23 protein-coding genes are annotated in these 22,539 nt (G+C 69.4%); 19 read left to right on the top strand and 4 right to left on the bottom strand.

Annotation, left to right across the window (positions count from 1 at the left end; translation table 11 throughout):
* The 7 genes from infB to truB all read left to right on the top strand — a co-directional run.
* Positions 1 to 1,940 (top strand): translation initiation factor IF-2 (gene infB, locus GP2_RS04260; protein ID WP_006899237.1); only part of this gene is annotated, 1,940 nt, incomplete at its 5' end.
* A gap of 107 nt (positions 1,941 to 2,047) precedes the next feature.
* Positions 2,048 to 2,560 (top strand): 30S ribosome-binding factor RbfA, encoded by a 513-nt coding sequence (gene rbfA, locus GP2_RS04255; RefSeq protein ID WP_006899236.1) that lies wholly within the window; start codon positions 2,048 to 2,050, stop codon positions 2,558 to 2,560.
* A complete protein-coding gene (locus GP2_RS04250) occupies positions 2,557 to 3,513 on the top strand; it encodes a DHH family phosphoesterase (protein ID WP_006899235.1) in 957 nt (318 codons plus the stop codon). The genes rbfA and GP2_RS04250 overlap by 4 nt, the downstream gene beginning before the upstream one ends.
* Before the next feature lie 53 nt (positions 3,514 to 3,566).
* On the top strand, positions 3,567 to 4,853 hold the full coding sequence (locus GP2_RS04245) for an MATE family efflux transporter (RefSeq protein WP_306302383.1): 1,287 nt from the start codon (positions 3,567 to 3,569) through the stop codon (positions 4,851 to 4,853).
* Positions 4,854 to 4,977: 124 nt separating this feature from the next.
* Positions 4,978 to 5,961, top strand: coding sequence for a metallophosphoesterase family protein (locus GP2_RS04240; protein ID WP_006899233.1), 984 nt, complete (start codon positions 4,978 to 4,980; stop codon positions 5,959 to 5,961).
* A complete protein-coding gene (locus tag GP2_RS04235) occupies positions 5,958 to 6,614 on the top strand; it encodes a 4'-phosphopantetheinyl transferase family protein (RefSeq protein WP_006899232.1) in 657 nt (218 codons plus the stop codon). Before GP2_RS04240 ends, GP2_RS04235 begins: the two co-directional genes overlap by 4 nt.
* A gap of 1 nt (position 6,615) precedes the next feature.
* Entirely contained in the window at positions 6,616 to 7,515 is a 900-nt protein-coding gene (gene truB / locus GP2_RS04230) for a tRNA pseudouridine(55) synthase TruB (protein ID WP_006899231.1), read from the top strand.
* Between the two features lie 53 nt (positions 7,516 to 7,568).
* Here truB and GP2_RS04225 read toward each other — a convergent pair whose 3' ends face one another.
* The gene (locus GP2_RS04225; RefSeq protein WP_006899230.1) at positions 7,569 to 8,276 is read right to left on the bottom strand and encodes a metal-dependent transcriptional regulator; all 708 of its coding nucleotides are present in this window, start codon (positions 8,274 to 8,276) and stop codon (positions 7,569 to 7,571) included.
* An 83-nt stretch (positions 8,277 to 8,359) separates the two neighbouring features.
* Here GP2_RS04225 and GP2_RS04220 point away from each other — a divergent pair, with 83 nt between their 5' ends.
* From GP2_RS04220 to GP2_RS04195, 6 genes are all read left to right on the top strand, one after another.
* Positions 8,360 to 9,328, top strand: a complete 969-nt coding sequence (locus GP2_RS04220) for a bifunctional riboflavin kinase/FAD synthetase (protein ID WP_083900189.1) — start codon at positions 8,360 to 8,362, stop codon at positions 9,326 to 9,328.
* A complete protein-coding gene (locus tag GP2_RS04215) occupies positions 9,325 to 9,972 on the top strand; it encodes a hypothetical protein (protein ID WP_157211645.1) in 648 nt (215 codons plus the stop codon). The genes GP2_RS04220 and GP2_RS04215 overlap by 4 nt, the downstream gene beginning before the upstream one ends.
* A 145-nt stretch (positions 9,973 to 10,117) precedes the next feature.
* The gene (rpsO, locus tag GP2_RS04210) at positions 10,118 to 10,387 is read left to right on the top strand and encodes a 30S ribosomal protein S15 (protein ID WP_006899227.1); all 270 of its coding nucleotides are present in this window, start codon (positions 10,118 to 10,120) and stop codon (positions 10,385 to 10,387) included.
* Between the two features lie 469 nt (positions 10,388 to 10,856).
* A complete protein-coding gene (locus GP2_RS04205; RefSeq protein WP_040526379.1) occupies positions 10,857 to 13,136 on the top strand; it encodes a polyribonucleotide nucleotidyltransferase in 2,280 nt (759 codons plus the stop codon).
* Between the two features lie 126 nt (positions 13,137 to 13,262).
* Complete coding sequence (locus tag GP2_RS04200; RefSeq protein ID WP_006899225.1) at positions 13,263 to 14,729, top strand: putative nucleotidyltransferase substrate binding domain-containing protein; 1,467 nt, start codon at positions 13,263 to 13,265, stop codon at positions 14,727 to 14,729.
* Between the two features lie 4 nt (positions 14,730 to 14,733).
* A complete protein-coding gene (locus GP2_RS04195) occupies positions 14,734 to 15,492 on the top strand; it encodes an NRDE family protein (protein ID WP_006899224.1) in 759 nt (252 codons plus the stop codon).
* A 1-nt stretch (position 15,493) separates the two neighbouring features.
* Here the strand turns inward: GP2_RS04195 and ald are convergent, their stop codons facing one another.
* Positions 15,494 to 16,609 carry an alanine dehydrogenase gene (ald, locus tag GP2_RS04190; protein ID WP_006899223.1) on the bottom strand — a complete coding sequence of 372 codons (1,116 nt, stop codon included), beginning with the start codon at positions 16,607 to 16,609 and terminating at the stop codon, positions 15,494 to 15,496.
* A 167-nt stretch (positions 16,610 to 16,776) separates the two neighbouring features.
* Here ald and GP2_RS04185 point away from each other — a divergent pair, with 167 nt between their 5' ends.
* The 5 genes from GP2_RS04185 (at position 16,777) to GP2_RS04165 (ending at position 20,721) form a co-directional block, all read left to right on the top strand.
* On the top strand, positions 16,777 to 17,259 hold the full coding sequence (locus tag GP2_RS04185) for an Lrp/AsnC family transcriptional regulator (protein WP_006899222.1): 483 nt from the start codon (positions 16,777 to 16,779) through the stop codon (positions 17,257 to 17,259).
* Between the two features lie 97 nt (positions 17,260 to 17,356).
* Entirely contained in the window at positions 17,357 to 18,106 is a 750-nt protein-coding gene (gene dapB / locus GP2_RS04180; protein WP_006899221.1) for a 4-hydroxy-tetrahydrodipicolinate reductase, read from the top strand.
* Between the two features lie 4 nt (positions 18,107 to 18,110).
* Positions 18,111 to 18,692 (top strand): hypothetical protein, encoded by a 582-nt coding sequence (locus GP2_RS04175; protein ID WP_006899220.1) that lies wholly within the window; start codon positions 18,111 to 18,113, stop codon positions 18,690 to 18,692.
* Positions 18,693 to 18,694: 2 nt separating this feature from the next.
* Positions 18,695 to 19,147, top strand: a complete 453-nt coding sequence (locus GP2_RS04170; protein WP_006899219.1) for a flavodoxin family protein — start codon at positions 18,695 to 18,697, stop codon at positions 19,145 to 19,147.
* A 134-nt stretch (positions 19,148 to 19,281) separates the two neighbouring features.
* Positions 19,282 to 20,721 (top strand): HNH endonuclease, encoded by a 1,440-nt coding sequence (locus GP2_RS04165; RefSeq protein ID WP_006899218.1) that lies wholly within the window; start codon positions 19,282 to 19,284, stop codon positions 20,719 to 20,721.
* A gap of 39 nt (positions 20,722 to 20,760) precedes the next feature.
* Here GP2_RS04165 and GP2_RS04160 read toward each other — a convergent pair whose 3' ends face one another.
* Positions 20,761 to 21,153 (bottom strand): nitroreductase/quinone reductase family protein, encoded by a 393-nt coding sequence (locus GP2_RS04160; protein WP_006899217.1) that lies wholly within the window; start codon positions 21,151 to 21,153, stop codon positions 20,761 to 20,763.
* Positions 21,154 to 21,311: 158 nt separating this feature from the next.
* The gene (locus tag GP2_RS04155) at positions 21,312 to 21,662 is read right to left on the bottom strand and encodes an HNH endonuclease (protein ID WP_006899216.1); all 351 of its coding nucleotides are present in this window, start codon (positions 21,660 to 21,662) and stop codon (positions 21,312 to 21,314) included.
* 41 nt (positions 21,663 to 21,703) lie between these two features.
* On the opposite strand from GP2_RS04155, the gene GP2_RS04150 reads away from it, so the two are divergent.
* Positions 21,704 to 22,537, top strand: coding sequence for a thymidylate synthase (locus GP2_RS04150; RefSeq protein ID WP_006899215.1), 834 nt, complete (start codon positions 21,704 to 21,706; stop codon positions 22,535 to 22,537).
* Positions 22,538 to 22,539: the final 2 nt, after the last annotated feature.

Below are 22,539 nucleotides of genomic sequence, written 5' to 3'. Positions count from 1 at the left end.
GCGGCGGTCGCGGACGCGGCGGCGCAGCCGGTGCGTTCGGCCGTCCGGGCGGTGCTCCCCGCAAGGGCCGCAAGTCGAAGCGGGCGAAGCGCGCCGAGTACGAGAACATGCAGGCGCCGTCGGTCGGCGGCGTCCGCCTGCCGCGCGGCAACGGCGAGGTCATCCGCCTCGCCCGCGGCGCGTCGCTCTCGGACTTCGCGGAGAAGATCGACGCCAACCCGGCATCGCTGGTCCAGGCGCTGTTCAACCTCGGCGAGATGGTCACCGCGACCGAGTCGGTGAACGACGAGACGCTCGAGCTGCTCGGCTCGGAGATGAACTACAAGGTCCAGGTCGTCAGCCCCGAGGACGAGGACCGCGAGCTCCTCGAGAGCTTCGACCTCACCTACGGCGAGGACGAGGGCGACGACGAGGACCTCGAACAGCGTCCGCCGGTGGTCACCGTCATGGGTCACGTCGACCACGGCAAGACCCGACTGCTCGACACGATCCGCAAGGCCAACGTCCGCGAGGGCGAGGCCGGCGGCATCACGCAGCACATCGGCGCCTACCAGGTCAACACGCACCTCAACGGCGAGGATCGCCTGATCACCTTCATCGACACCCCGGGTCACGAGGCGTTCACCGCCATGCGTGCCCGCGGTGCGAAGGCCACCGACATCGCGATCCTCGTGGTCGCGGCCGACGACGGCGTCATGCCGCAGACGGTGGAGGCGATCAACCACGCCCAGGCGGCCGACGTGCCGATCGTGGTCGCGGTCAACAAGATCGACAAGGAGGGTGCTGATCCGCAGAAGATCCGCGGTCAGCTCACCGAGTACGGTCTGGTGCCCGAGGAGTACGGCGGCGACACCATGTTCGTCGACATCTCGGCCAAGCAGGGAACCAACATCGATCAGCTGCTCGAGGCGGTCCTGCTGACCGCGGACGCGGCTCTCGACCTGCGCGCCAACCCGGACATGCCCGCCCAGGGCGTGGCCATCGAGGCGCACCTCGACCGCGGTCGTGGTCCGGTCGCGACCGTGCTGGTCCAGCGCGGCACCCTGCGGGTCGGCGACTCGGTCGTCGCCGGCGACGCCTACGGACGTGTGCGCCGCATGGTCGACGAGCACGGCGAGGACGTCACCGAGGCGCTCCCGTCGCGGCCCGTCCAGGTCATCGGCTTCACCTCGGTCTGCGGTGCGGGTGACAACCTGCTCGTGGTCGAGGAGGACCGCATCGCCCGGCAGATCGCCGACCGGCGCAACGCACGCAAGCGCAACGCGCTCGCCGCTCGCAGCCGCAAGCGCATCAGCCTCGAGGACCTGGATTCGGCGCTCAAGGAGACCGCGCAGCTCAACCTCATCCTCAAGGGCGACAACGCGGGTACGGTCGAAGCCCTGGAAGAGGCCCTGCTCGGCATCGACATGGGCGACGAGGTCAGCCTGCGGATCATCGACCGCGGTGTCGGTGGTGTCACCGAGACCAACGTCAACCTGGCGACCGCGTCGGACGCGATCATCATCGGCTTCAACGTCCGTGCGGAGGGCAAGGCCACCGAGCTGGCCAACCGCGAGGGCGTCGACATCCGGTACTACTCGGTGATCTACCAGGCCATCGACGAGATCGAGAGCGCCCTCAAGGGCATGCTCAAGCCGATTTACGAAGAGGTGGAGCTCGGCCGCGCCGAGATCCGCGCCATCTTCAAGTCGTCGAAGGTCGGCAACATCGCCGGTTGTCTCGTCCAGTCGGGCATCATGCGTCGCAACGCCAAGGCCCGCCTGCTCCGCGACAACGTCGTGATCGCCGACAACCTCACCGTGTCCTCGCTCCGTCGCGAGAAGGACGATGTCACCGAGGTCCGCGAGGGTTACGAATGTGGTCTCACGCTGACCTACTCCGACATCAAGGTGGGCGACGTGATCGAGACCTACGAGCTCCAGGAGAAGCCGCGCGACTGATCGCGTGAGTGCCTGGCCCTCTCGACCCATACCGTGTGCGCCGGCCCGACCGGTCCAGAACCTGGACCCGGGCCGGCGCACACGTCCCCGCTACGGAAGGACTCCCGATGGCTGATCCAGCACGGGCCCAGCGCCTGGCCAAGCGGATCTCCACGATCGTCGCCTCGGCGATCGCGAGCGAGATCAAGGATCCGCGCCTGGCCTACGTGACGGTCACCGACACCCGGGTGACCAACGATCTCCACGACGCCACGATCTACTACACCGTCATGGGCGCCTCGCTCGACGAGGAACCCGACTACGAGGCGGCGGCCGCCGGCCTGGCCAAGGCCACCGGCGTCCTGCGTTCCAAGGTCGGCGCCGGCACCGGCGTCCGGTTCACCCCGACCCTGCGTTTCGTCCTCGACACCGTCCCGGACGCGGCCCGCCAGATGGAAGAACTCGTCGCGCGCGCCCGCGCGAGGGACGAGATGGTCGCCCGTCAGGCGGCCCAGGCGAAGCCGGCCGGCGACCCCGACCCCTACCGCTCCACCGACGACGACCCCACCGACGACGACCCCACCGGCGACGACCCCACCGACGACTCGGACGACTCCGCAGACGGCGGCACGGACGAGTGAGCGGTTCGGCGAGTGCAGCGATCGCCGCGACGCTGGCGACCGCGCCGGCGGTGACGATCTGCTGCCACGTCCGCCCCGACGCGGACACCATCGGCAGCGGTCTCGCGCTCGGTCTGGCCCTCGAGCGTCGCGGCGTCGACGTCGAGGTCGCCTATCCGGGACCCGAGAAGCTGCCCGAGTCGCTCGCGGGTCTTCCCGGCGCGGGGCTGCTGCGTGAGCCGGGCCGCCTCGCCGGGCATCCGGTCGTGGTGGCCGTCGACGCGGCGAATCTCGGGCGGCTCGACGAACTCGGCGAGGTCTTCACCGGCGCCGAGACGTCGATCGCGATCGACCACCACGCGTCGAACCCCGGCTTCGGGGACATCGATCTCGTGGACCCGTCGGCCGACTGCACGGCGGTGCTGGTCCTCGAGGTGCTCGACGCGCTCGGCGTCGAACTCGACGCCGAGATCGCCACCTGCGTCTATGCGGGTCTGACCACCGACACCGGCTCGTTCCGGTGGGCCCGGCCGGACTCGTTCCGGATCGCGGCGCGCCTGCTCGAGACCGGCGTCGACTCGCGCAGGTGGAGTCGCGTCCTCTTCGACTCGCACCCGTTCGAGTGGTTCTCGATGATGTCGGGGGTGCTCGCCTCGGCGAAGCTGGTGCCGTCGGCCTGCAACGGTGCGGGACTCGTCTACGCGATCGTCGACCAGAAGGCCCTCGCCGGCATGAGCTGGGAGGAATCGGAGAGCGTCGTCGACACGATCCGGACCGCCCGCGACGCCGAGGTCGCGGCGGTGTTCAAGGAGAACCAACCCGGGATGTGGACGGTGTCGCTGCGCAGCAAGGACGCCGTCGACCTGGTCCCGATCGCCCGCGCCCACGGCGGCGGCGGGCATCGTCAGGCATCCGGGTACAGCGACACCGGCACCGCCGAGGAAGTGGTGGCGCGACTGCTGGAGTCGCTCTGACAGACGATGCCGGGGTCCGGCGGATCGCGACCCTCACGGTCTCGGCGCTGGCGGTGCTCATCGCCCCGCCGCTCTATCTGCTCCTCGACCTCGCCGTCGTCGGCCGCCTCGGCGGTCGCGAACTGGCGGCGCTCGGTGTCGGCACCCTCGTGCTGTCGGTCATCAGCACGCAGCTGACCTTCCTGTCCTACGGCACCACCGCCCGGTCGGCCCGTCGCTTCGGCGCGGGGGACCGGGCGGGCGCGGTCGAGGAGGGCGTGCAGGCCAGTTGGATCGCGATGGCCGTCGGCGCGCTGCTGGTGGCGATCGCCTATCCGTCGGCGCCCGCGATCATGCGGGTGCTCGTGGGAGCGGCGTCGGAGGACTCCGCGGTGGTCGCGGCCGACGCGGCGCAGTGGTTGCGGATCGCGATGTTCGGGGTCCCGCTGATCCTGCTGTCCATGGCGGGCAACGGCTGGATGCGCGGCGTGCAGGACACCAGACGGCCGGTGATCTACGTGGTCGTCGGTCTGTCGGTCGCCGCGGTCCTGGTCGTCGGGTTGGTCCACGGTCTCGGTCCGTTCCCGCGACTCGGCCTGCCCGGCAGCGCGGTCGCGAACGTCGTCGGCCAGGGCGTCACCGGGACCTTGTTCGCGGTCCGGGTGATCCGGGAGGCGTCCGCGGAGTCGAAGGGGTATGCGCCCGATCGCTCGATCATCGTCGCCCAGCTGACCATGGCGCGCGATCTCGTCGTGCGCAGCCTGTCGTTCCAGATCTGCTTCGTCTCCGCGGCCGCGGTCGCCGCGCGCTTCGGCGTCGCGCAGGTGGCCGCACACCAGCTGGTCCTGCAGCTCTGGGAGTTCATGGCGCTGTTCCTCGACTCCCTGGCCATCGCCGCGCAGGCCCTCGTCGGCGCGGCACTCGGCGGCGGACGCCTGCGGGTCGCCGACACCGTCGCACGGCGGGTCACCGGGGTGTCGCTCGTCGCCGCCACCGCGATGGGCGCGATCTTCGCCGCCGGCGCCGGCCTCATCCCGCGGATCTTCACCTCCGACGACGCCGTGCTCGACGCCATCGGGGTGCCGTGGTGGTTCTTCGTCGGCATGCTGCCGATCGCGGGGGTGGTGTTCGCGCTCGACGGCGTGTTGCTCGGCAGCGGCGACGCGGCGTTCCTGAGGACGGCGACGCTCACCGGAGCGCTCGTCGGCTTCCTGCCGCTGATCTGGCTGTCGCTCGTCTTCGACTGGGGGCTGGCCGGCGTGTGGTCGGGTCTCGTCGTCTTCATGCTCGTCCGGCTGGCGACCGTGGTCTGGCGGATCCGCTCCGGGCGGTGGCGGCAGGCGGGCGCGGAACGGAAGTGACCGGGTCCGATCGCGTCCGATCCGATCTGTTCTGATGTGATCCGGCTGCCGGCCCACCCGGCCCGCAGCGTCACCGACGGCCCCCGACGGAAGTGTTCTGCCGCCTCTGGCACGATGGATCCTCGTGGCAACTTTGTGGGCGATCAGCGATCTGCACGTCGCCCATCGGGGCAACGAGCACATCATCGACCAGATCCGGCCGACGTCGTCGGACGACTGGCTCATCGTGGCCGGGGACGTCGCCGAACGCACCGACGACATCATCGACACCCTGCGGCGCCTGCGCACCCGCTTCCGCACGGTGATCTGGGTCCCGGGCAATCACGAGCTGTACACGACGGCCAAGGACCCGCTGCAGCTGTTCGGGGTGGCCCGCTACGACTACCTGGTCCAGGCCTGCCGCGACATCGGCGTGGTGACACCGGAGGACATCTACCCGCTGTTCGATCCGGGCGACGGCCGCGACCCGGTTCGCGTCGTACCGATGTTCCTGCTCTACGACTACACCTTCCGTCCCGCGGGGACCTTCGACAAGCTCACCGCACTCGCGCTCGCGCGGGACCGGAACGTGGTGGCGACCGACGAGTTCCTGCTGTCGCCGGAGCCCTACCCGACGCGCGACGTCTGGGGACGGGCCCGCATCGAGCTCACGCGGCGTCGTCTCGAGGCGCTCGACCCCGCCGAGAAGAAGGTCCTGATCAACCACTGGCCGCTGCGCCGGGAACCGTGCGATGCGCTCATCTACCCGGAGTTCGCGCTGTGGTGCGGCAGCGAGCTGACCGCCGACTGGCACACCGAGTTCAACGCGGAGTGCTGCGTGTACGGGCACCTGCACATCCCGCGGACCACCTGGTACGACGGCGTCCGCTTCGAGGAGGTCTCGGTCGGCTATCCGCGCGAGTGGAAGCGCCGCGGACTGCCGAAGCCCCTGATGCGCAGCATCGTGCCGGGGGACGGCCTCGGCGAGAAAGATCTTCCCGAACACGGCGTCCGGTTCGAGCTGCCGCCGGACTACGCCGAGCGCGCCGCGGAGTTCCGCGAGCGGGTGGAGCAGCGACTGGCCGAGCGGAAACGACGCGAGACCGAACGACGAAAGGACCAGATGTGATCGAGAAACTCCTCCCGGCCGGGGTCGCCTCGGCGGAGGCGTTCGACGATCCGCCGGGTCTGCAGCCGTTGCCGGCCGAACAGGCCCTGATCGGGCGAGCGGTGGAGAAGCGGCGCCGCGAGTTCGTCACGGTGCGCCATTGTGCGCGCGAGGCCCTCGCGCGAATCGGCTTCGACCCCGTCCCGATCCTCAAGGGGGAGAAGGGGGAACCGACGTGGCCGGTGGGTGTCGTCGGCAGCCTCACGCACTGCGACGGCTACCGGGCCGCCGTCGTCGCCCACGCGATGGGGGTGCGGTCCCTCGGCATCGACGCCGAACCCCACGACACCCTGCCCGACGGCGTGCTCGAGCACACCAGCCTGCCCGAGGAGCGCGACGTGCTCGCGACCCGGCCGGCCGGGTTGCACTGGGACCGGCTGCTGTTCTGCGCCAAGGAGGCCACCTACAAGGCGTGGTTCCCGATCACCCGGCGCTGGCTGGGGTTCGAGGACGCCCACATCACGTTCGAGCAGACCGCGCCCGCCGCCGGGACCTTCACCTCGCGGATCCTCATCGACCCCAAGGCATCCGACGGCGGGACGCCGGTGCTCGAGTTCCGCGGTCGCTGGCTCGTCGAGTGCGACCTCATCGTCACCTCGATCGCGGTGGTCTGACATGGCGGACGAATCCATCGAGAAGGCCGGCCTGCTCATCGTCGACAAGGACGCCGGGATCACCAGCCACGACGTCGTCTCCCGCTGCCGGAAGATCTTCAACACCCGCCGGGTGGGTCACGCCGGCACCCTCGACCCGATGGCCACCGGCGTGCTCGTCATCGGGATCGAAAGGGCCACAAAACTTCTCGGCCTGTTGTCGCTGACCACCAAGTCCTATACGGCGACCATCCGGCTCGGCGCCTCCACGACCACCGACGACCGGGAAGGGGAGACCCTGACCACCGCGGACGCCTCCGGCGTCACCGACGAGCAGATCGCCGACGGCGTCGCCGCGCTCACCGGCGACATCGAACAGGTCCCGGCGAAGGTCTCCGCGATCAAGGTCGACGGCCGACGCGCCCACGCCCTCGCCCGCACCGGCGCCGAGTTCGACCTGAAACCGCGCCCGGTGACGGTGTCGCGGTTCGACGTGCTCGACACCCGCCGCGAGGGGGAGTTCGTGGATCTCGATGTGGCGGTGGATTGTTCGTCCGGGACCTACATCCGCTCGCTGGCCCGCGACCTGGGTGCGGCCCTCGGCGTCGGCGGCCACCTCAACGCGCTGCGACGCACCGCCGTCGGCCCCTTCACGCTCGAGCACGCGCGCACCCTCGACGAGGTGCGCGAGGACGGCGAGCTCAGCCTCGGCATCGACGAGGCGGCCAAGATCTCGTTCCCGCGCCGCGACATCAGCGACGACGAGGCCGAATCCATCAGCCAGGGACGCTGGCTCACCCCGATCGGGATGAAGGGCATCTACGTCGTCGTCGACCCGCACGAGCGGGCGATCGCGCTGGTGCAGGAAAAGGGCAAGCGCGCCAGTTCGGTGATGGTGGTGCGGCCGGCGACGCTGCGCTGAGTGATGACGGCGCTGCGCTGAGCGATGACGGCGCTGGGCTGAGCGATGACGGCTCAGTCCCGCGGCGCGGCGTCGCTGGGCACGACGAAGATCGCACGGGCGGCGATGTCGCCGAGGTCGATCGGCGCGGAGTCGTCGAGCGAGACCGAGATGGTGCCGGCGAACGGGCGCTTCTCGGCGACCGTCACGACGCGGTCGAGGGCGACGCCCACCTCGTCGAAGTAGCGCAGCATCTCCGGGTCGGTGTCGGAGATGCGGGCGATGCAGCCCGACGCCCCGACCTCGAGCTCGGAGAGCAGCGCCGCGTCGGGGGTGGGGATCGTACCGTCGAGAGCGGGGATGGGGTCACCGTGCGGATCCCGGTCGGGGAAGCCCAGTTTGGCGTCGAGACGCGCCAGGAAACGGTCGGAGACCGCGTGCTCGAGGATCTCCGCCTCGTCGTGCACCTCGTCCCACCGATAGCCGAGTTCGCGGACGAGGAAGGTCTCGAGGAGCCGATGGCGCCGGACCATGAGGATCGCGGCCTGCCGTCCGTCGTCGGTGAGTGTCACCGCCCCGTACGGCTCATGGGAGACCAGGCCCTGGTCGGCGAGCTTGCGGATGGCCTCGGATGCCGTCGACGCCGATACGCCGAGGGACTGGGCCAGCAGCTTGGTGGTGACCTTGACGTCCTCCCACTCCTGGCTGGTCCAGATGACCTTCAGATAGTCCTGGGTGACCTGTGACAGCTCGGTCACCGGACGGTCTGATCGCCATGGCATGGATAGAGCTTAGCGTCACCTTCGTCGTGTTCTGGCGTGTGCCGGTGGTGGTTCGGGATCGGCGCTGCCCGTAGTCTGGTCGCGTGTTGCGATGGCGAGGTCTGGATGACATCCCCGCGGACTGGGGACGATGTGTGGTGACCATCGGTGTCTTCGACGGTGTGCACCGGGGGCATGCCGAACTGATCCGCGCCGCGACGGCGGCCGCCGAGAAGTACGGCGTCCCCTCGGTGCTGATGACCTTCGATCCGCACCCGTCGGAGGTCGTGCGGCCGGGAACGCATCCGCCGCAACTGACCACGCTGACCCGGCGTGCGGAGCTGGCCGAGGAACTCGGGATCGACGTCTTCTGCGTCATGCCCTTCACGCCCGAACTCGCGAAGCTCTCGCCGCAGGAGTTCGCCCACGACATCCTCGTCGAGCAGCTGCACGCCGCCGACGTCGTGGTGGGCGACAACTTCACGTTCGGTCGCAAGGCGGCCGGCGACGTCGGCAAGCTCACCGAACTCGGTGCGCGGTTCGGCTTCGAGGTGCAGGCGGTCTCGCTGTTCGGCGAGCATGCCGTGACCTACTCGTCGACCTACATCCGCTCGTGCGTCGCCGCCGGCGACATGGATCTCGCCGCGGAGGCGCTCGGACGGCCCCACCGGGTCGAGGGCGTCGTGGTGCGCGGTGACGGCCGCGGCCGCGACCTCGGTTTCCCGACCGCCAACGTCGCGCCGCCGATGTACGCCGCCATCCCCGCCGACGGCGTGTACGCCGCCTGGTTCACGATCCTCGGGGCCGGACCGGCCGTCGGCGAGGTCGAGCCGGGGCAGCGGTACCAGGCCGCGGTGTCGGTCGGCACCAACCCGACCTTCTCCGGGCGCACCCGCACCGTCGAGGCCTTCGTGCTCGACAAGAACGCCGACCTCTACGGCCAGCACGTCGCCGTCGACTTCGTGCACCGCATCCGCGGCATGGTGCAGTTCGACGGCATCGACGCGCTCGTCGAGGCCATGCACGACGACGTGGCCAAGACCCGGGAGATCCTCGCGGCGGCGGAGAAGTGAGCGCCGGAGAGGTGAGCCCCGCCGCATCGGGCGGGGGACAGGTCACCGCGCGCGCCGGAGCCCTGGCCTGCGTCCTGATGGGGTTCATCGTCATCGCGGCGAGCTTCATGCACTGGGTGCACGCCGGGCACGGGATCGACGCGAACGGCTTCGGTTTCGTCAACCGCCGCTACGCCGAGCTGACCGGGCTGCAGCTGACCCTCGGCTGGTTCACCACCGCGCTCGGGCTGCTGATCATCGTCGGCGGGCTGGCCGCCCTGTACGCGGTGGTGCGGCAGGGCAGCAGCCCTCGCCCCGGGTTCACGCTGGTGACCGGTGCGGGTGTCGCGGCGGTGGTGATCGCCGGTGCGATTCCCGTGCGTCCGGTGGGACTCACGCTTCCGCTCGGGAGTCTGGGGGCGACCTCGGCGGCCGGCGACCTCGGAGATCCCGTGGTCGGGATCTTCGTCCTGCTCGCGGCGGCGTTGACGTCGGTCGTGATCGGCCTCGTCGGCGTCTCCCTCGGCGCGCGGGACGCCGTCGCACAGCGGTGGCTCGCCGTCGCCATCGCGGCCGGCGCGGTCGTGGGCGTCCTCGCCGTGGCGCTCGTCTGGTGGTGGCTCGGACGCGGTGCGCTGGACGTGGGGGTTCTGGTCCCCGCCTGACCGGGTTCCCGGCCGGCCGGCGCACCGGGCCGGATTTGGGTCGGGCGCACTGCGGCAGGTAGCCTGATCAGTCGGTGTTGCTGCGGTCCGCGGCGGCACACCGGGAGTCTTTTCGAACGCGGCACTGAGAATCAGGAGCATCTCCATGGCATTGACTGCCGAGCAGAAGAAGGAAATCCTCGCCGAGTACGGTCTGCACGAGACCGACACCGGCTCGCCGGAGGCCCAGGTCGCCCTGCTGACCAAGCGCATCGTCGACCTCACCGAGCACCTGAAGCAGCACAAGCACGACCACCACAGCCGTCGCGGCCTGCTGCTGCTAGTCGGTCGTCGTCGCCGCCTGCTCAAGTACGTCGCCAAGAAGGACATCAACCGCTACCGTTCGCTCATCGAGCGCCTCGGTCTGCGTCGCTGATCTCCTCGCGACACGCGAACCTCGAACCGGCCATCTCCCGACGCGGGAGGTGGCCGGTTCGCTTGTTTTGAGGTATTGACGGCGCGCGATGATAGGCTGACGAGTGGATCGTTGCCGTGAACTCCAAGGCAGCGCGTGACGACGAGCCAGATCGGTCCTCGGTAGTGGCCGCCGGAACCCCGAAGGTTCCGGCCGCTTCGATCGAAGGCCGTCTGAGCACTCACCCGGCGCGAACACGTCGCGCCATTCACCCGCTGCCGTGCATTTCTCGGCGCGTTCCGGGTCGGTCTCGATCCGCGCGTGCGCTCGTACCACGGCAAAGGGCCGGTTGGGGCACCGCCTCGACTGGCGTCGTATCCGCGCACCTCGCGAAGACCACCCGCAACCGCACACGCGGCCATGTCCGCATGGGCCGCATATGAACAACGGCCGCCCGCACGGCAGCCGCTACGAAGGGATTCCACCCCACATGACAGATGTGAACACCTCCGAAGACTTCGCCGAGGACTTCGACGACGCCATCACCGAGGCGACGGCGATCATCGACAACGGCAGCTTCGGCACCCGCACGATCCGGTTCGAGACCGGACGCCTGGCCCTGCAGGCGGCGGGCTCGGTCACCGCATACCTCGACGACGAGAACATGCTGCTGTCGACCACCACCGCCAGCAAGCACCCGAAGGAGCAGTTCGACTTCTTCCCGCTGACCGTGGACGTCGAGGAGCGGATGTACGCCGCCGGCCGCATCCCCGGCTCGTTCTTCCGCCGCGAGGGTCGCCCGTCGACCGACGCGATCCTCACCTGCCGCCTCATCGACCGTCCGCTGCGCCCGTCCTTCGTCGACGGCCTCCGCAACGAGATCCAGGTCGTCGTGACCGTGCTGTCGCTCAACCCGAACGACCTGTACGACGTGCTGGCCATCAACGCCGCCTCGGCGTCGACCCAGCTCGCAGGCCTGCCGTTCTCGGGTCCGGTCGGCGGCGTGCGCGTCGCGCTCATCCCGACCGAGGAGAACAAGGCCGGCCAGTGGGTCGCGTTCCCGACCGTCGAGCAGCTCGAGGGCGCCGTGTTCGACATGGTCGTCGCCGGCCGCATCGTCAGCGGTGAGGGCGACAACGCCGACGTCGCGATCATGATGGTCGAGGCCGAGGCCACCGAGAACGTCATCGACCTCATCGCCGGCGGCGCGCAGGCGCCGACCGAGGCCATCGTCGCCGAGGGCCTCGAGGCCGCCAAGCCGTTCATCGCCCGCCTCTGCGAGGCACAGAAGTCGCTGGCCGCCGCCGCGGCCAAGGAGACCGGCGAGTTCCCGCTGTACCCGGCCTACCAGGACGACGTCTACGAGGCCGTCGCAGCCGCCGCGACCGAGCGCCTGTCGGAGATCCTGACCATCGCCGGCAAGCAAGAGCGCGACGACAAGACCGACGAGCTCAAGGCCGACATCCTCGAGCAGCTCGCCGACAAGTTCGAGGGCCGCGAGAAGGAGATCGGCGGCGCCTACCGCGCGCTGACCAAGAAGCTCGTCCGCCAGCGCATCCTCACCGACCACTTCCGCATCGACGGCCGCGGCATCACCGACATCCGTGCGCTGTCGGCCGAGGTCTCGGTGGTCCCGCGTGCCCACGGCAGCGCACTGTTCGAGCGCGGCGAGACCCAGATCCTGGGCATCACCACGCTGGACATGATCAAGATGGCGCAGCAGATCGACTCCCTCGGCCCGGAGACGAGCAAGCGCTACATGCACCACTACAACTTCCCGCCGTACTCGACCGGTGAGACCGGCCGCGTCGGTTCGCCGAAGCGTCGCGAGATCGGCCACGGCGCGCTCGCCGAGCGTGCCCTCGTGCCGGTGCTGCCGAGCGTCGACGAGTTCCCGTACGCCATCCGTCAGGTCTCGGAGGCCCTGGGCTCCAACGGCTCGACCTCGATGGGCTCGGTCTGCGCGTCGACCCTGTCGCTGCTCAACGCCGGTGTGCCGCTGCGCGCCCCGGTCGCCGGCATCGCGATGGGCCTGGTGTCCGACACCGTCGACGGCGAGACCCGCTACGTGGCGCTGACCGACATCCTCGGTGCCGAGGACGCCTTCGGCGACATGGACTTCAAGGTCGCCGGCACCAAGGACTTCGTGACCGCCCTGCAGCTCGACACCAAGCTCGACGGCATCCCGTCGCAGGTGCTCGCGGGTGCGCTCAGCCAGGCCAAGGATGCCCGGCTGACCATCCTCGACGTCATGGCCGAGGCCATCGACGAGCCCGACGAGATGAGCCCCTACGCTCCGCGGATCACCACCATCAAGATCCCGATGGACAAGATCGGCGAGCTGATCGGCCCCAAGGGCAAGACGATCAACGGCATCACCGAGGAGACCGGCGCCAACATCTCCATCGAGGACGACGGCACCGTGTTCGTCGGCGCCTCGGACGGCGAGTCGGCGCAGGCCGCGATCGACAAGATCAACGCCATCGCCAACCCGCAGCTGCCGAAGGTCGGCGAGCGGTTCCTCGGCACGGTCGTCAAGACCACCGCGTTCGGCGCGTTCGTCTCGCTGCTGCCGGGTCGCGACGGCCTGGTCCACATCTCCAAGCTCGGCAAGGGCAAGCGCGTGAACAAGGTGGAGGACGTCGTGAACGTCGGCTCCAAGCTCCGCGTGGAGATCGCCGACATCGACGAGCGCGGCAAGATCAGCCTCGTCCCGGTCGACGACGCCGACAAGGCCGAGAAGAGCGAGGCGGCTGCCGCCGACGCCTGATCGGCGCAGCCGATCCGCTGATCGGTGAAGACAACCGACGGGGCCCGTCGTCCATCACGGACGACGGGCCCCGTTCTCTCTCTGCCCGCGCAAGGACCGGTCGCCTCGCCTCTAAGATCTGCAGGGATGAACGGTCCGGAAGACCAGCTGACGGTCGCGCACCGGCGCGACGCGTCGGGTACGCCCGCGTCCCGGACGGTCGCGGACCTGTTGCGGACGGCGCCGGTGATCGGCCGCGCCGAGATGACGGTGCGCCAGGCCGCGGCCCTGATGACCGAGCGCGGCCAGGACTACGTCGTCATCCCGCTTGCCGAGGGGCGCCACGGACTGGTCACCGACGCCGACATCCGGGCGCGGGTCGTCGCCGCGGGACGCGGTGCCGACACTCCGGTCGGCGAGATCGTCGACGGCCCGGCCCTCGTCATCGACCATCGGACCTCGACGGTGGACGCCCTGACCGAACTCCTCGACCGCGGCCTGCGGGTGATCCCGGTGTGCGACGAGACGGGGCGGGTTCTCGGCGTGATCGGGGCGGGGGACTTCGTCGCCGATCCAGCGGGCGCGAGCATGCCGCTGCGCGAACAGATCTCGCGGTCGCGCAGCGTCGCCGAACTGCAGTCGCATGCGCGGCGCATCCCGCAGCTCGTCGCCGATCTGGTGCGGCGGGACCGGCCCGCCCACGAGGTCACCCGCGTCACCTCCCTCATCGTCGACGCCGTCGTGCAGCGTGGCCTCGCGCTCGTCGTCGACTCGCGTCCCGGCGTGGACCCGGCGTCGTACACGTGGTTGTCGTTGGGCAGCAACGCTCGTCGCGAACCGGTGCTCAGCTCCGACGTCGACTCCGCGGTGGTCTTCGACGACGCGCTGGACCCCGCCTCGCACACCGCATACCGGGAAGCGTTCGCGGAGCTCGACGAGGTGCTGCGCGGTGCCGGGATCGCCGTCGACGCCAACGGCGCGGTGGCGTCGAAGACCCTGTTCTCCCGCAGCCGTTCGGCGTGGCGGACCGCCATCCGCGGGTGGGTCGACGAGCCGTTGGAGAACAAGGGGATGATCTTCACGTCGCTGATCCTGGACGGGAGGGCGTTGCGCACCGCAGGAACCGAGCACGTACCCGGGGACGAGATGATCGCCGCGCTGCGGGCAGACCCGCGCACGATGCGGCTGCTCCTCGAGGAGTCGCTGGCGACCCGGGCCCGACTCCGCACGGTGCGGGACGTGCTGACCGGGCGCGCCGGGACCTTCGATCTGAAGTCGCACGCACTGACCCCGCTGGTCAACATCGCGCGATGGGCGGCACTCAGCGTCGACAGCACCGAGGTAAACACCCGTGCCCGGCTGAGAGCGGCGTCGGGGAGCCCGATGCTGTCCGACGATGACGCGACCACGTTGCTGGAGGTCTTCGACGTCCTGCAGCGCATGCGCCTGCGCTACCAGGTCGCCCGGTTCGATCGCGGCGAGGCGCCGACCGACGTCGTCGAGATGAAGCGACTGTCGCCGCTGGACCGGAGCCTGGTGGGGCAGGCGGTGCGCGAGATCGCCGGGGTGCAGCAGAGAATGGCGAACATGAGCCAGTACCAGGTGAATCGATGACCCCATGTGCCTGATCCTGTTCGCGTGGAACGCGCATCCCGACCACCGGCTGATCGTCGCGGCCAACCGCGACGAATACCGCCGCCGACGCACCTACGCGCTGTCGCGGTGGAAGGACCTGCCGATCATCGCCGGTCGCGACGCGCAGGCCGGCGGCACCTGGATGGGGGTGTCGGCCGAGGTCCCCGGTCGCGTGGCGATGGTGACCAACGTGCGCGTCGGCCCGCCGCAGCGCGTGGGCGTCCGGTCGCGCGGACAGCTGCCGGTGGACTACCTGACCTCCGTCGAGGCGCCCAAGGCGTTCGCCGAGCGCGTCGTCGACGAGGCCGCCGACTACGACCCGGTGAACCTGCTCGTCGGCGACACCGACGACCTGTACTGGGTGACCAACCGGCCGCAGCCGCACGCCGAGCGGGTGTCCGACGGGGTGCACGGGGTGTCCAACGGGTCCCTCGACAACGACTGGCCGAAGGTCGTCGACGGCGTCGCCGCACTACGGGATCTGATCGCCGCGGATGCCTCCGACGAGGACTACTTCGCGATGCTCGCCGACCACGACCGCGCACCCGCCGAGCGGCTCCCGGACACGGGTGTCGAGGCGGACCTCGAGTCCGCGCTGTCGGCGAAGTTCATCGACATCCCCGGCTACGGAACCCGGGCGTCGACGATCCTGCGCATCGGTCACGACGGCCACGGCGAGATCGTCGAACGCCGATACGGCTGGCGCGGCAAGCAGCGCGGCACCAGCCGCATCGAGTTCTAGATCAGTTGTGGGGGAACGGGTTCTCGGAGACCGGTAGATCGAGCGCGGCTCCGACCTCCGCGGTGAACAGCTCGCCGCGGTGGGTGCTCAGTCCGGCGGCGAGCGCGGGGTCGGCGGCGCACGCGGACTCCCAGCCGGCGTCGGCCAGTCGCAGCACGTAGGGCAGCGTCGCGCCGGTGAGCGCCTGGGTGGACGTGCGTGCGACGGTGCCGGGCATGTTCGCCACGCAGTAGAAGGTGCTGTGGTGCACGGTGAACGTCGGGTCGTCGTGCGTGGTGGGTCGGGAGTCCTCGAAGCAGCCGCCCTGGTCGATCGCGATGTCGACGAGCACCGAGCCCGGCTTCATCTCGGCCACAAGGCCGTTGGGGACGAGCACCGGTGCCTTCGCCCCCGGCACGAGGACCGCGCCGATCACGAGGTCGGCCCTGCGGATCGCCTCGTCGAGCGCGAGCGATGTGCTGTAGCGGGTGTGGACGCGGCCGCCGAACCGCGCGTCGACGGCGCGGAGCTTGGCGATGTCGAGGTCGAAGACGGTGACCTGCGCGCCCATGCCCACCGCGATCGTCGCGGCGTTCACGCCGCTGACGCCGCCGCCGATGACGACGACCTCGGCGGGCTCGGTGCCGGGCACCCCGCCCATCAGCACGCCGCGACCACCGGCCGAGCGCATCAGGTGGTAGGCGCCGACCTGGGGAGCGAGGCGGCCGGCGACCTCCGACATCGGCGCGAGGAGGGGGAGTGCGCCGTCGGCGGTGCGGACGAGTTCGTAGGCGATGGACGTCGTGCCCGACCGCAGGAGCGCCTCGGTGCAGTCCTTGCCCGCAGCGAGGTGGAGGTAGGTGAAGACCGTCTGACCCTCGTGCATCAGGTCGAACTCCGCCGCGATCGGCTCCTTCACCTTCAGCAGCAGCTCGGCCTGTTCCCAGACCTCGGCGGCGGTGCCGAGGATCTGGGCGCCGGCGGCCTTGTAGTCGTTGTCGGAGATGGCCGAGCCCTCGCCGGCGCCGGCCTGGATGATCACCTCGTGGCCGCGACGGTGCAGTTCGGTCACGCCGGCCGGGGTGATGGCGACGCGGTACTCGTTGTTCTTGATCTCGGTGGGGATGCCGACGCGCATGGTGTGCTCCCGTCGTGTGGCGTACTGCTGACGGTTGGCCTCGTTGCTGAAGCTTGTTCCGGTTATCTGGGTCCAGGGTGAAGGAACATCGGAAACCTCACAATGAGAGTGACGAATACTCTCTACGCTGGCGGTATCGCGAAGATCGTTCCATCGAGGAGGTCGCTGTGCCAGCCACGCCGAAGGATGTTCGGCCCACTGATCTCGACGACACGGATCGCGAGATCCTCAAACTCCTGCAGGCCGACGCCCGCATCCCCAACAGCGAGCTGGCGCAGCGCGTCGGGATCGCCCCGTCGACCTGTCACGGGCGCATGCGCAGACTCGTCGACCTCGGCGTGATCCGCGGATTCTTCGCCGACGTCGACCCGGCGGCGGTCGGGCGTCCGTTGCGCGCGATGGTCGCGGTGAGTCTGCAGGCCGACGCCCGCGGCCGGATCCGGCGGTTTGTCGGCGAGATCGCGGCCTACGACGAGGTGATCGACGTGTTCTTCCTCGCCGGGGCCGACGACTACATGCTGCACGTCGCCACCGCCGACACCGAGGCGCTGCGGCAGTTCGTCGAACGCCTCAACTCCCGCCCCGAGGTCGCCGGCACCACCACGTCGCTCGTCTTCGAGCATCGACGCGGCGATGCGCCGATCTATTAGCAGCGCAACGAGGCGGTTCCGCCCGCCGGTGCCGGCCGGTGGCCGGTGTGCGCGCCACTAGACTGGGTGCGCAACGCGTCACGACGAAGAGGTGGACATGAGCGGAATCAAGGTCGGCGTCCTGGGCAGTCAGGGCAAGGTCGGTCAGGCGATCGTCAAGGCGGTCGAGGAGGCCGACGACCTCACCTACACGGTGGGCGTCGACAAGGGGGATTCGCTCGAGTACTTCACCGACACCGGGACCCAGGTCGTCGTCGACTTCACCCACCCCGACGTGGTGATGGACAACCTGGAGTTCCTCATCTCCAACGGAATTCATGCGGTGGTCGGAACCACCGGCTTCACCGAGGAGCGCCTGGAGACCGTGCGCGGCTGGCTGGCCCAGAACCCGGCGGTCGGCGTGCTCATCGCCCCGAACTTCGCGATCGGCGCCGTGCTGTCGATGCGCTTCGCCGCCCAGGCCGCCAAGTACTACGACTCGGTCGAGGTCGTCGAGCTGCACCACCCGCAGAAGGCCGACGCCCCGTCGGGCACCGCCTACCGCACCGCCGAGCTGATCGGGCGCGCCCGAGCCGAGGCCGGTGTCGGACCGAGCCCCGACGCGACCACGTCCGAACTCGACGGCGCACGCGGTGCGGTCGTCGACGGCGTCCACGTCCACTCGGTGCGCCTCGCCGGTCTCGTCGCCCACCAGGAGGTGCTCCTCGGCACCGCCGGTGAGACCCTCACGATCCGCCACGACTCGCTGGATCGCTCGTCGTTCGCGCCGGGCGTGCTCCTGGGCGTGCGACAGATCGGTGAGCGGCCGGGACTGACCGTCGGACTCGAAGAACTGATGGATCTCTGATCCCATGACCGACGATCAGCCTGTAGACGGCACTCCCGACGGCGGCACTCCCGACGGCGGGACGCACGACGGCGGCACCCATGCCGGTGACACGGAGGGCGGGGCGCCGCAGCTGGGCCCGAAGAAGAAGGACCCGCGCCCGATCGTCTGGATGATCGGGTTCCTCGTCGTCGCGCTGATCGTCTATTTCGTGCTCCTCGGCTGGCGCGGCTTCCAGCTCATCCTGGCCGGGACGCCCACCGGCATCGGCCTGGGCATCGGTGTCATCGTGCTCCCGCTCATCGGTGGGTGGCTGATCTATGCGACGCTGCGCGCGGGCATCGAACACCAGAAGCTCGCCGCGATCATGCGGGAAGAGGGACGCGAACTCGACGTCTCGCAGTTGCCGCACCGTCCGTCGGGACGTCTGGAACGGGACGCGGCCGACGAGTTGTTCGCACAGGTGAAGGCCGAGTGGGAGGCCGATCCGACCGACTGGCGCAACACCTATCGCATCGCGCGCGCCTACGACTACGCCGGTGACCGCCCGCGCGCCCGGGCGATGATGAAGCGCGCGGTCGCACAGTTCCACGGGCGGGAGAAGTAACGGTGAGCCGCCTGCTGATCGTGCACCACACGCCCTCGCCGCACTGCCAGGAGATGTTCGAGGCAGTTGTCGCCGGCGCCACCGACCCGGAGATCGAGGGTGTCGAGGTGGTGCGCAAGGCGGCACTGGAGGTCACCGCCACCGACTTCCTCGAGGCCGACGGTTACCTCCTCGGCACCCCGGCCAACCTCGGATATATCAGCGGCGCATTGAAACACGCCTTCGACTGCGCGTACTACCAGATCCTCGACTCGACGAAGGGGCGCCCGTTCGGAGCCTACTTCCACGGCAACCAGGGGACCGAGGGCGCCGAGAAGGCGCTCACCGCGATCACCACCGGGCTCGGCTGGGTGAAATCCGCCGAGTACGTGGTCGTCTCGGAGAAGCCCATCAAGGACGACCGCGAGAAGTGCTGGGAGCTCGGCGCCACCGTTGCGGCGCAGTTGATGGGGTAGCCCAGATCGGTCGTCAGTGTTCCGCGGAACACTGATCGACGAGCGTCGTCGCTCCTCACCTGCTCGTGAGTAGTTGTGTCAGACCCTATCCCTACGATTCGTATATACGTTCGAATCGATTACCCGGGGGTGGAATGTCCGTGAGCGCGCTGATTTCCGAGGGCATGTCGTCGATGTTCGACGGCGCCGACCCGGCATCCTTGTCCGATGCGGTTCTCGAGGAGCGGGTGCTCGGTCATGCCGCGCAGATCACCGCGTTGACCGCGGAGTTCCTGGGACTCGTGGCGGAACTGGACGAGCGGGATTCGTGGCGGGGTCCGGGTATTCACTCGCTGGCGCACTGGTTGTCGTGGAAGGCGGGGGTCTCGCAGCGGACCGCGCACGAGCAGATCCGCGTCGCCAAGGCGCTGCGGGAACTTCCACTGGTCCGTCAGGTCTTCGGTGAAGGGCGGCTGACGTATTCGAAGGTCCGGGCACTCACCAGGGTGGCGACCCCGCTGCGGGAGAAGGAGCTGGTGAACCTCGCATTGGCGTGCACGGCGTCGCAGCTGGAGCGGGCGGTGCGGGCGATGCGACAGATCGACCGGGATCGAGGCACCGATCCGGATCGCCGGGCCCGTGCGGAGTCCCGAGGTCGCTGGAAGTGGAATCCGGATGGGTCGTTGTCGGTCTCGCTGACGTTGGCGCCGTTGGACGGGGCCCGGTTCCTCGCGGGTGCGGTGCGAGCGGAGTACGAGCGCACTCGCACGATGGGAGACCCGGACCTGCCGACGCCGGCGAGTGTTCCGCGGAACACTCCGGTTGCCGGTCCGTCGGTCGAGGGAGCTCCGGATTCGGAGGGCGCGCCCGGGAACCGCCGGGATCTGTGGCGCAACGTGCCGTCGAATCTGGCGCCGGCGGTGGTGGCGATGGCGGATGCGGTTCACGACGGTATCGACATGCCCGACATCGCGCCGGGTGCGGAGATCCTGGTTCACGTCGGTGAGGGGATCGAGAACCCGCATCTGGACGACGGTCCGGCGCTGACCGAGGCCGATCTGGAGGAGGCGTCGTGTGGAGCGTCCGTACGGGAGGTGTTGTCACGGAAGGTGTCCGGCTCCCCGGGCAGGCGTGCGTTGTTGGGGATGGGGCGTAAGCAGCGGACGCCGAGCAAGGCGATGATCCGGGCGTTGTTCTTGCGGGATCGGTGCTGCCAGACGCCGGGGTGTGGGCGGACTCGGCACCTGCATGCACATCACGTGGTGTTCTGGTCCCACGACGGCGAGACCGAGCTGGACAACCTGATCCTGTTGTGCGGGTCGTGCCACCGGGCGCTGCATCGTGGCGAGTTCGCGATCAGAGGTCATGGGCGGCAACGATTCTCTTTTCACATGCCGGACGGATCGGCGATCGAGGTCAGCCCGGCGACGAAGGCTCCGGGTGGGTGGACACCCGACGGGCGGCTCGCCGCAGGTGCCACCGTTCCGGTGGGTGGCGGCCGTCTGGAACTCGGGTACGCCACCGAGGTGATCTACGCGGTCTGGGAATGGCGGGAACGCCAGGCGACCGCGGCGTCGGTTGCCATGGCCGCGTGAGCGTTCCGCGGAACAACTCTGGGTTCCAGCGCTCCCCGGTCAGCGTCGCGTCAGCTTGATGATCGGGATCTCTCGATCGGTCTTCTCCTGATAGGCGGCGAAGCGCGGGTTCTTGCTGATCTCCGCCCACGCCTGCGCACGCTCCTCGCCGTGGAGCTGCTCGGCGCGGACCTCGATCGTCTCGCCGGCGATGTCGATGCGCGCCTTGTCCGGGTTCGCCCGGAGGTTGTGGTACCAGCCGGGGTTCTTCGCGGCGCCGTTGGCGGAGGCGACGATCAGCCGGCTGCCGTCAGGGCCGGGGAAACAGGCGAGTGGATGGGAACGCTCCTTGTCGGTCTTCGCGCCGACGGTGTGCAGGACCAGAGCGTCGCCGCCGCCCAGCTGCCCCTTCTTCCGCACATTACGGGCGACGATCGAGTTGACCAGCCGCATGAAGGGGCCTCTGGGGACCCGGCCGCCACGCGTTCCGGTCGACGGGGGTGAAACTCTTCAGCTGTTCTCCCTTCGCGGTGTCTGATCGCCGGTGCTCACGCGCCGATTCGCCCGTGCCGATTCGACCGTGCAGATTCGACCGAACCCATTCGGCCGTGTCACTCGACGTCGGCGAGTGCCCGGCTCACCTCGTACTGACGCACCAAGAATGCCTTCTCGTCGAGCTTCTTGCGTCGCATCCACGAGGTGACCTCGGTGTTGCACTTGCTCGCATTGCACGACCCGCAGCACGGCACGACGTTGGCCAGGGTGTAGCGGCCGCCCCGGGAGATCGCCAGCATGCAGTCGCGTTGCAGGGGGACGCCGGTCGCGCCGCAGTACGCGCACCCGCCCCAGGCGTCCTGCAGGGCGGCCCACTGGGTGTCGGTGAGGTCGTTGTCGCGGGACGCGACGCGCTTGCGGCGGCGCTTCGCGTAGCGGTTGGCGCGGGTCGTGCTGCGGGTGGCCACGGGAGGAGCGTACCCCCGAACGCTTTGCCTAGACTGGCACCGTGAGCACGGCCATCCGCGACATCTCATCGACCGGCGAGATCCCGACCCCCTACGAGGATCTCCTGCGCCTCGTGCTCGAGAGAGGCACCCCGAAGGCGGATCGCACCGGGACCGGCACCCGCAGCCTGTTCGGGCATCAGCTGCGGTACGACCTCGCCGAGGGGTTCCCGCTGATCACCACCAAGAAGGTGCACCTCAAGTCGATCATCTACGAGCTCCTGTGGTTCCTGCGCGGCGACTCGAACGTGCGCTGGTTGCAGGAGCGCGGCGTGACCATCTGGGACGAGTGGGCCGACGAGAACGGCGACCTCGGCCCGGTCTACGGCGTGCAATGGCGTTCCTGGCCGACGCCGTCGGGCGAGCACATCGACCAGATCTCCGCGGCGCTCGAATTGCTCAAGACCGATCCGGACTCGCGCCGCAACATCGTCTCGGCGTGGAACGTCGGCGAGATCCCGCAGATGGCACTCCCGCCGTGCCACGCGTTCTTCCAGTTCTACGTCGCCGACGGCAAGCTCTCGTGCCAGCTGTACCAGCGCAGCGCCGACCTGTTCCTCGGCGTGCCGTTCAACATCGCGTCGTACGCGCTGCTGACGCACATGATGGCCCAGCAGGCCGGCCTCGAGGTAGGCGAGTTCATCTGGACCGGCGGCGACTGCCACATCTACGACAACCACGTCGAACAGGTCACGCTGCAGCTCTCGCGCGACCCGTATCCGTATCCGAGACTCGAACTGCGCAAGCGTGATTCGATCTTCGACTACGAGTACGACGACATCGAGATCGTCGGCTACCGGTCGCATCCGGGCATCAAGGCGCCGGTGGCGGTGTGAGC

It is taken from the genome of Gordonia paraffinivorans NBRC 108238 (genome assembly GCF_000344155.1).
In the GTDB taxonomy this organism is placed as follows: domain Bacteria; phylum Actinomycetota; class Actinomycetes; order Mycobacteriales; family Mycobacteriaceae; genus Gordonia; species Gordonia paraffinivorans.
The sequence above is the reverse complement of the archived record's forward strand: the minus strand, read 5'-3'. Positions and strand labels throughout refer to the sequence as shown.

Excerpts from the sequence above, each read along its gene's own strand:
- rbfA (WP_006899236.1), top strand. The coding sequence starts at position 2,048 with ATGGCTGATCCAGCACGGGCCCAGCGCCTGGCCAAGCGGATCTCCACG.
- truB (WP_006899231.1), top strand. The coding sequence starts at position 6,616 with ATGGCGGACGAATCCATCGAGAAGGCCGGCCTGCTCATCGTCGACAAG.
- GP2_RS04225 (WP_006899230.1), bottom strand. The coding sequence starts at position 8,276 with ATGCCATGGCGATCAGACCGTCCGGTGACCGAGCTGTCACAGGTCACC.
- rpsO (WP_006899227.1), top strand. The coding sequence starts at position 10,118 with ATGGCATTGACTGCCGAGCAGAAGAAGGAAATCCTCGCCGAGTACGGT.
- GP2_RS04205 (WP_040526379.1), top strand. The coding sequence starts at position 10,857 with ATGACAGATGTGAACACCTCCGAAGACTTCGCCGAGGACTTCGACGAC.
- GP2_RS04200 (WP_006899225.1), top strand. The coding sequence starts at position 13,263 with ATGAACGGTCCGGAAGACCAGCTGACGGTCGCGCACCGGCGCGACGCG.
- GP2_RS04195 (WP_006899224.1), top strand. The coding sequence starts at position 14,734 with ATGTGCCTGATCCTGTTCGCGTGGAACGCGCATCCCGACCACCGGCTG.
- ald (WP_006899223.1), bottom strand. The coding sequence starts at position 16,609 with ATGCGCGTCGGCATCCCCACCGAGATCAAGAACAACGAGTACCGCGTC.
- dapB (WP_006899221.1), top strand. The coding sequence starts at position 17,357 with ATGAGCGGAATCAAGGTCGGCGTCCTGGGCAGTCAGGGCAAGGTCGGT.
- GP2_RS04175 (WP_006899220.1), top strand. The coding sequence starts at position 18,111 with ATGACCGACGATCAGCCTGTAGACGGCACTCCCGACGGCGGCACTCCC.
- GP2_RS04165 (WP_006899218.1), top strand. The coding sequence starts at position 19,282 with ATGTCCGTGAGCGCGCTGATTTCCGAGGGCATGTCGTCGATGTTCGAC.
- GP2_RS04160 (WP_006899217.1), bottom strand. The coding sequence starts at position 21,153 with ATGCGGCTGGTCAACTCGATCGTCGCCCGTAATGTGCGGAAGAAGGGG.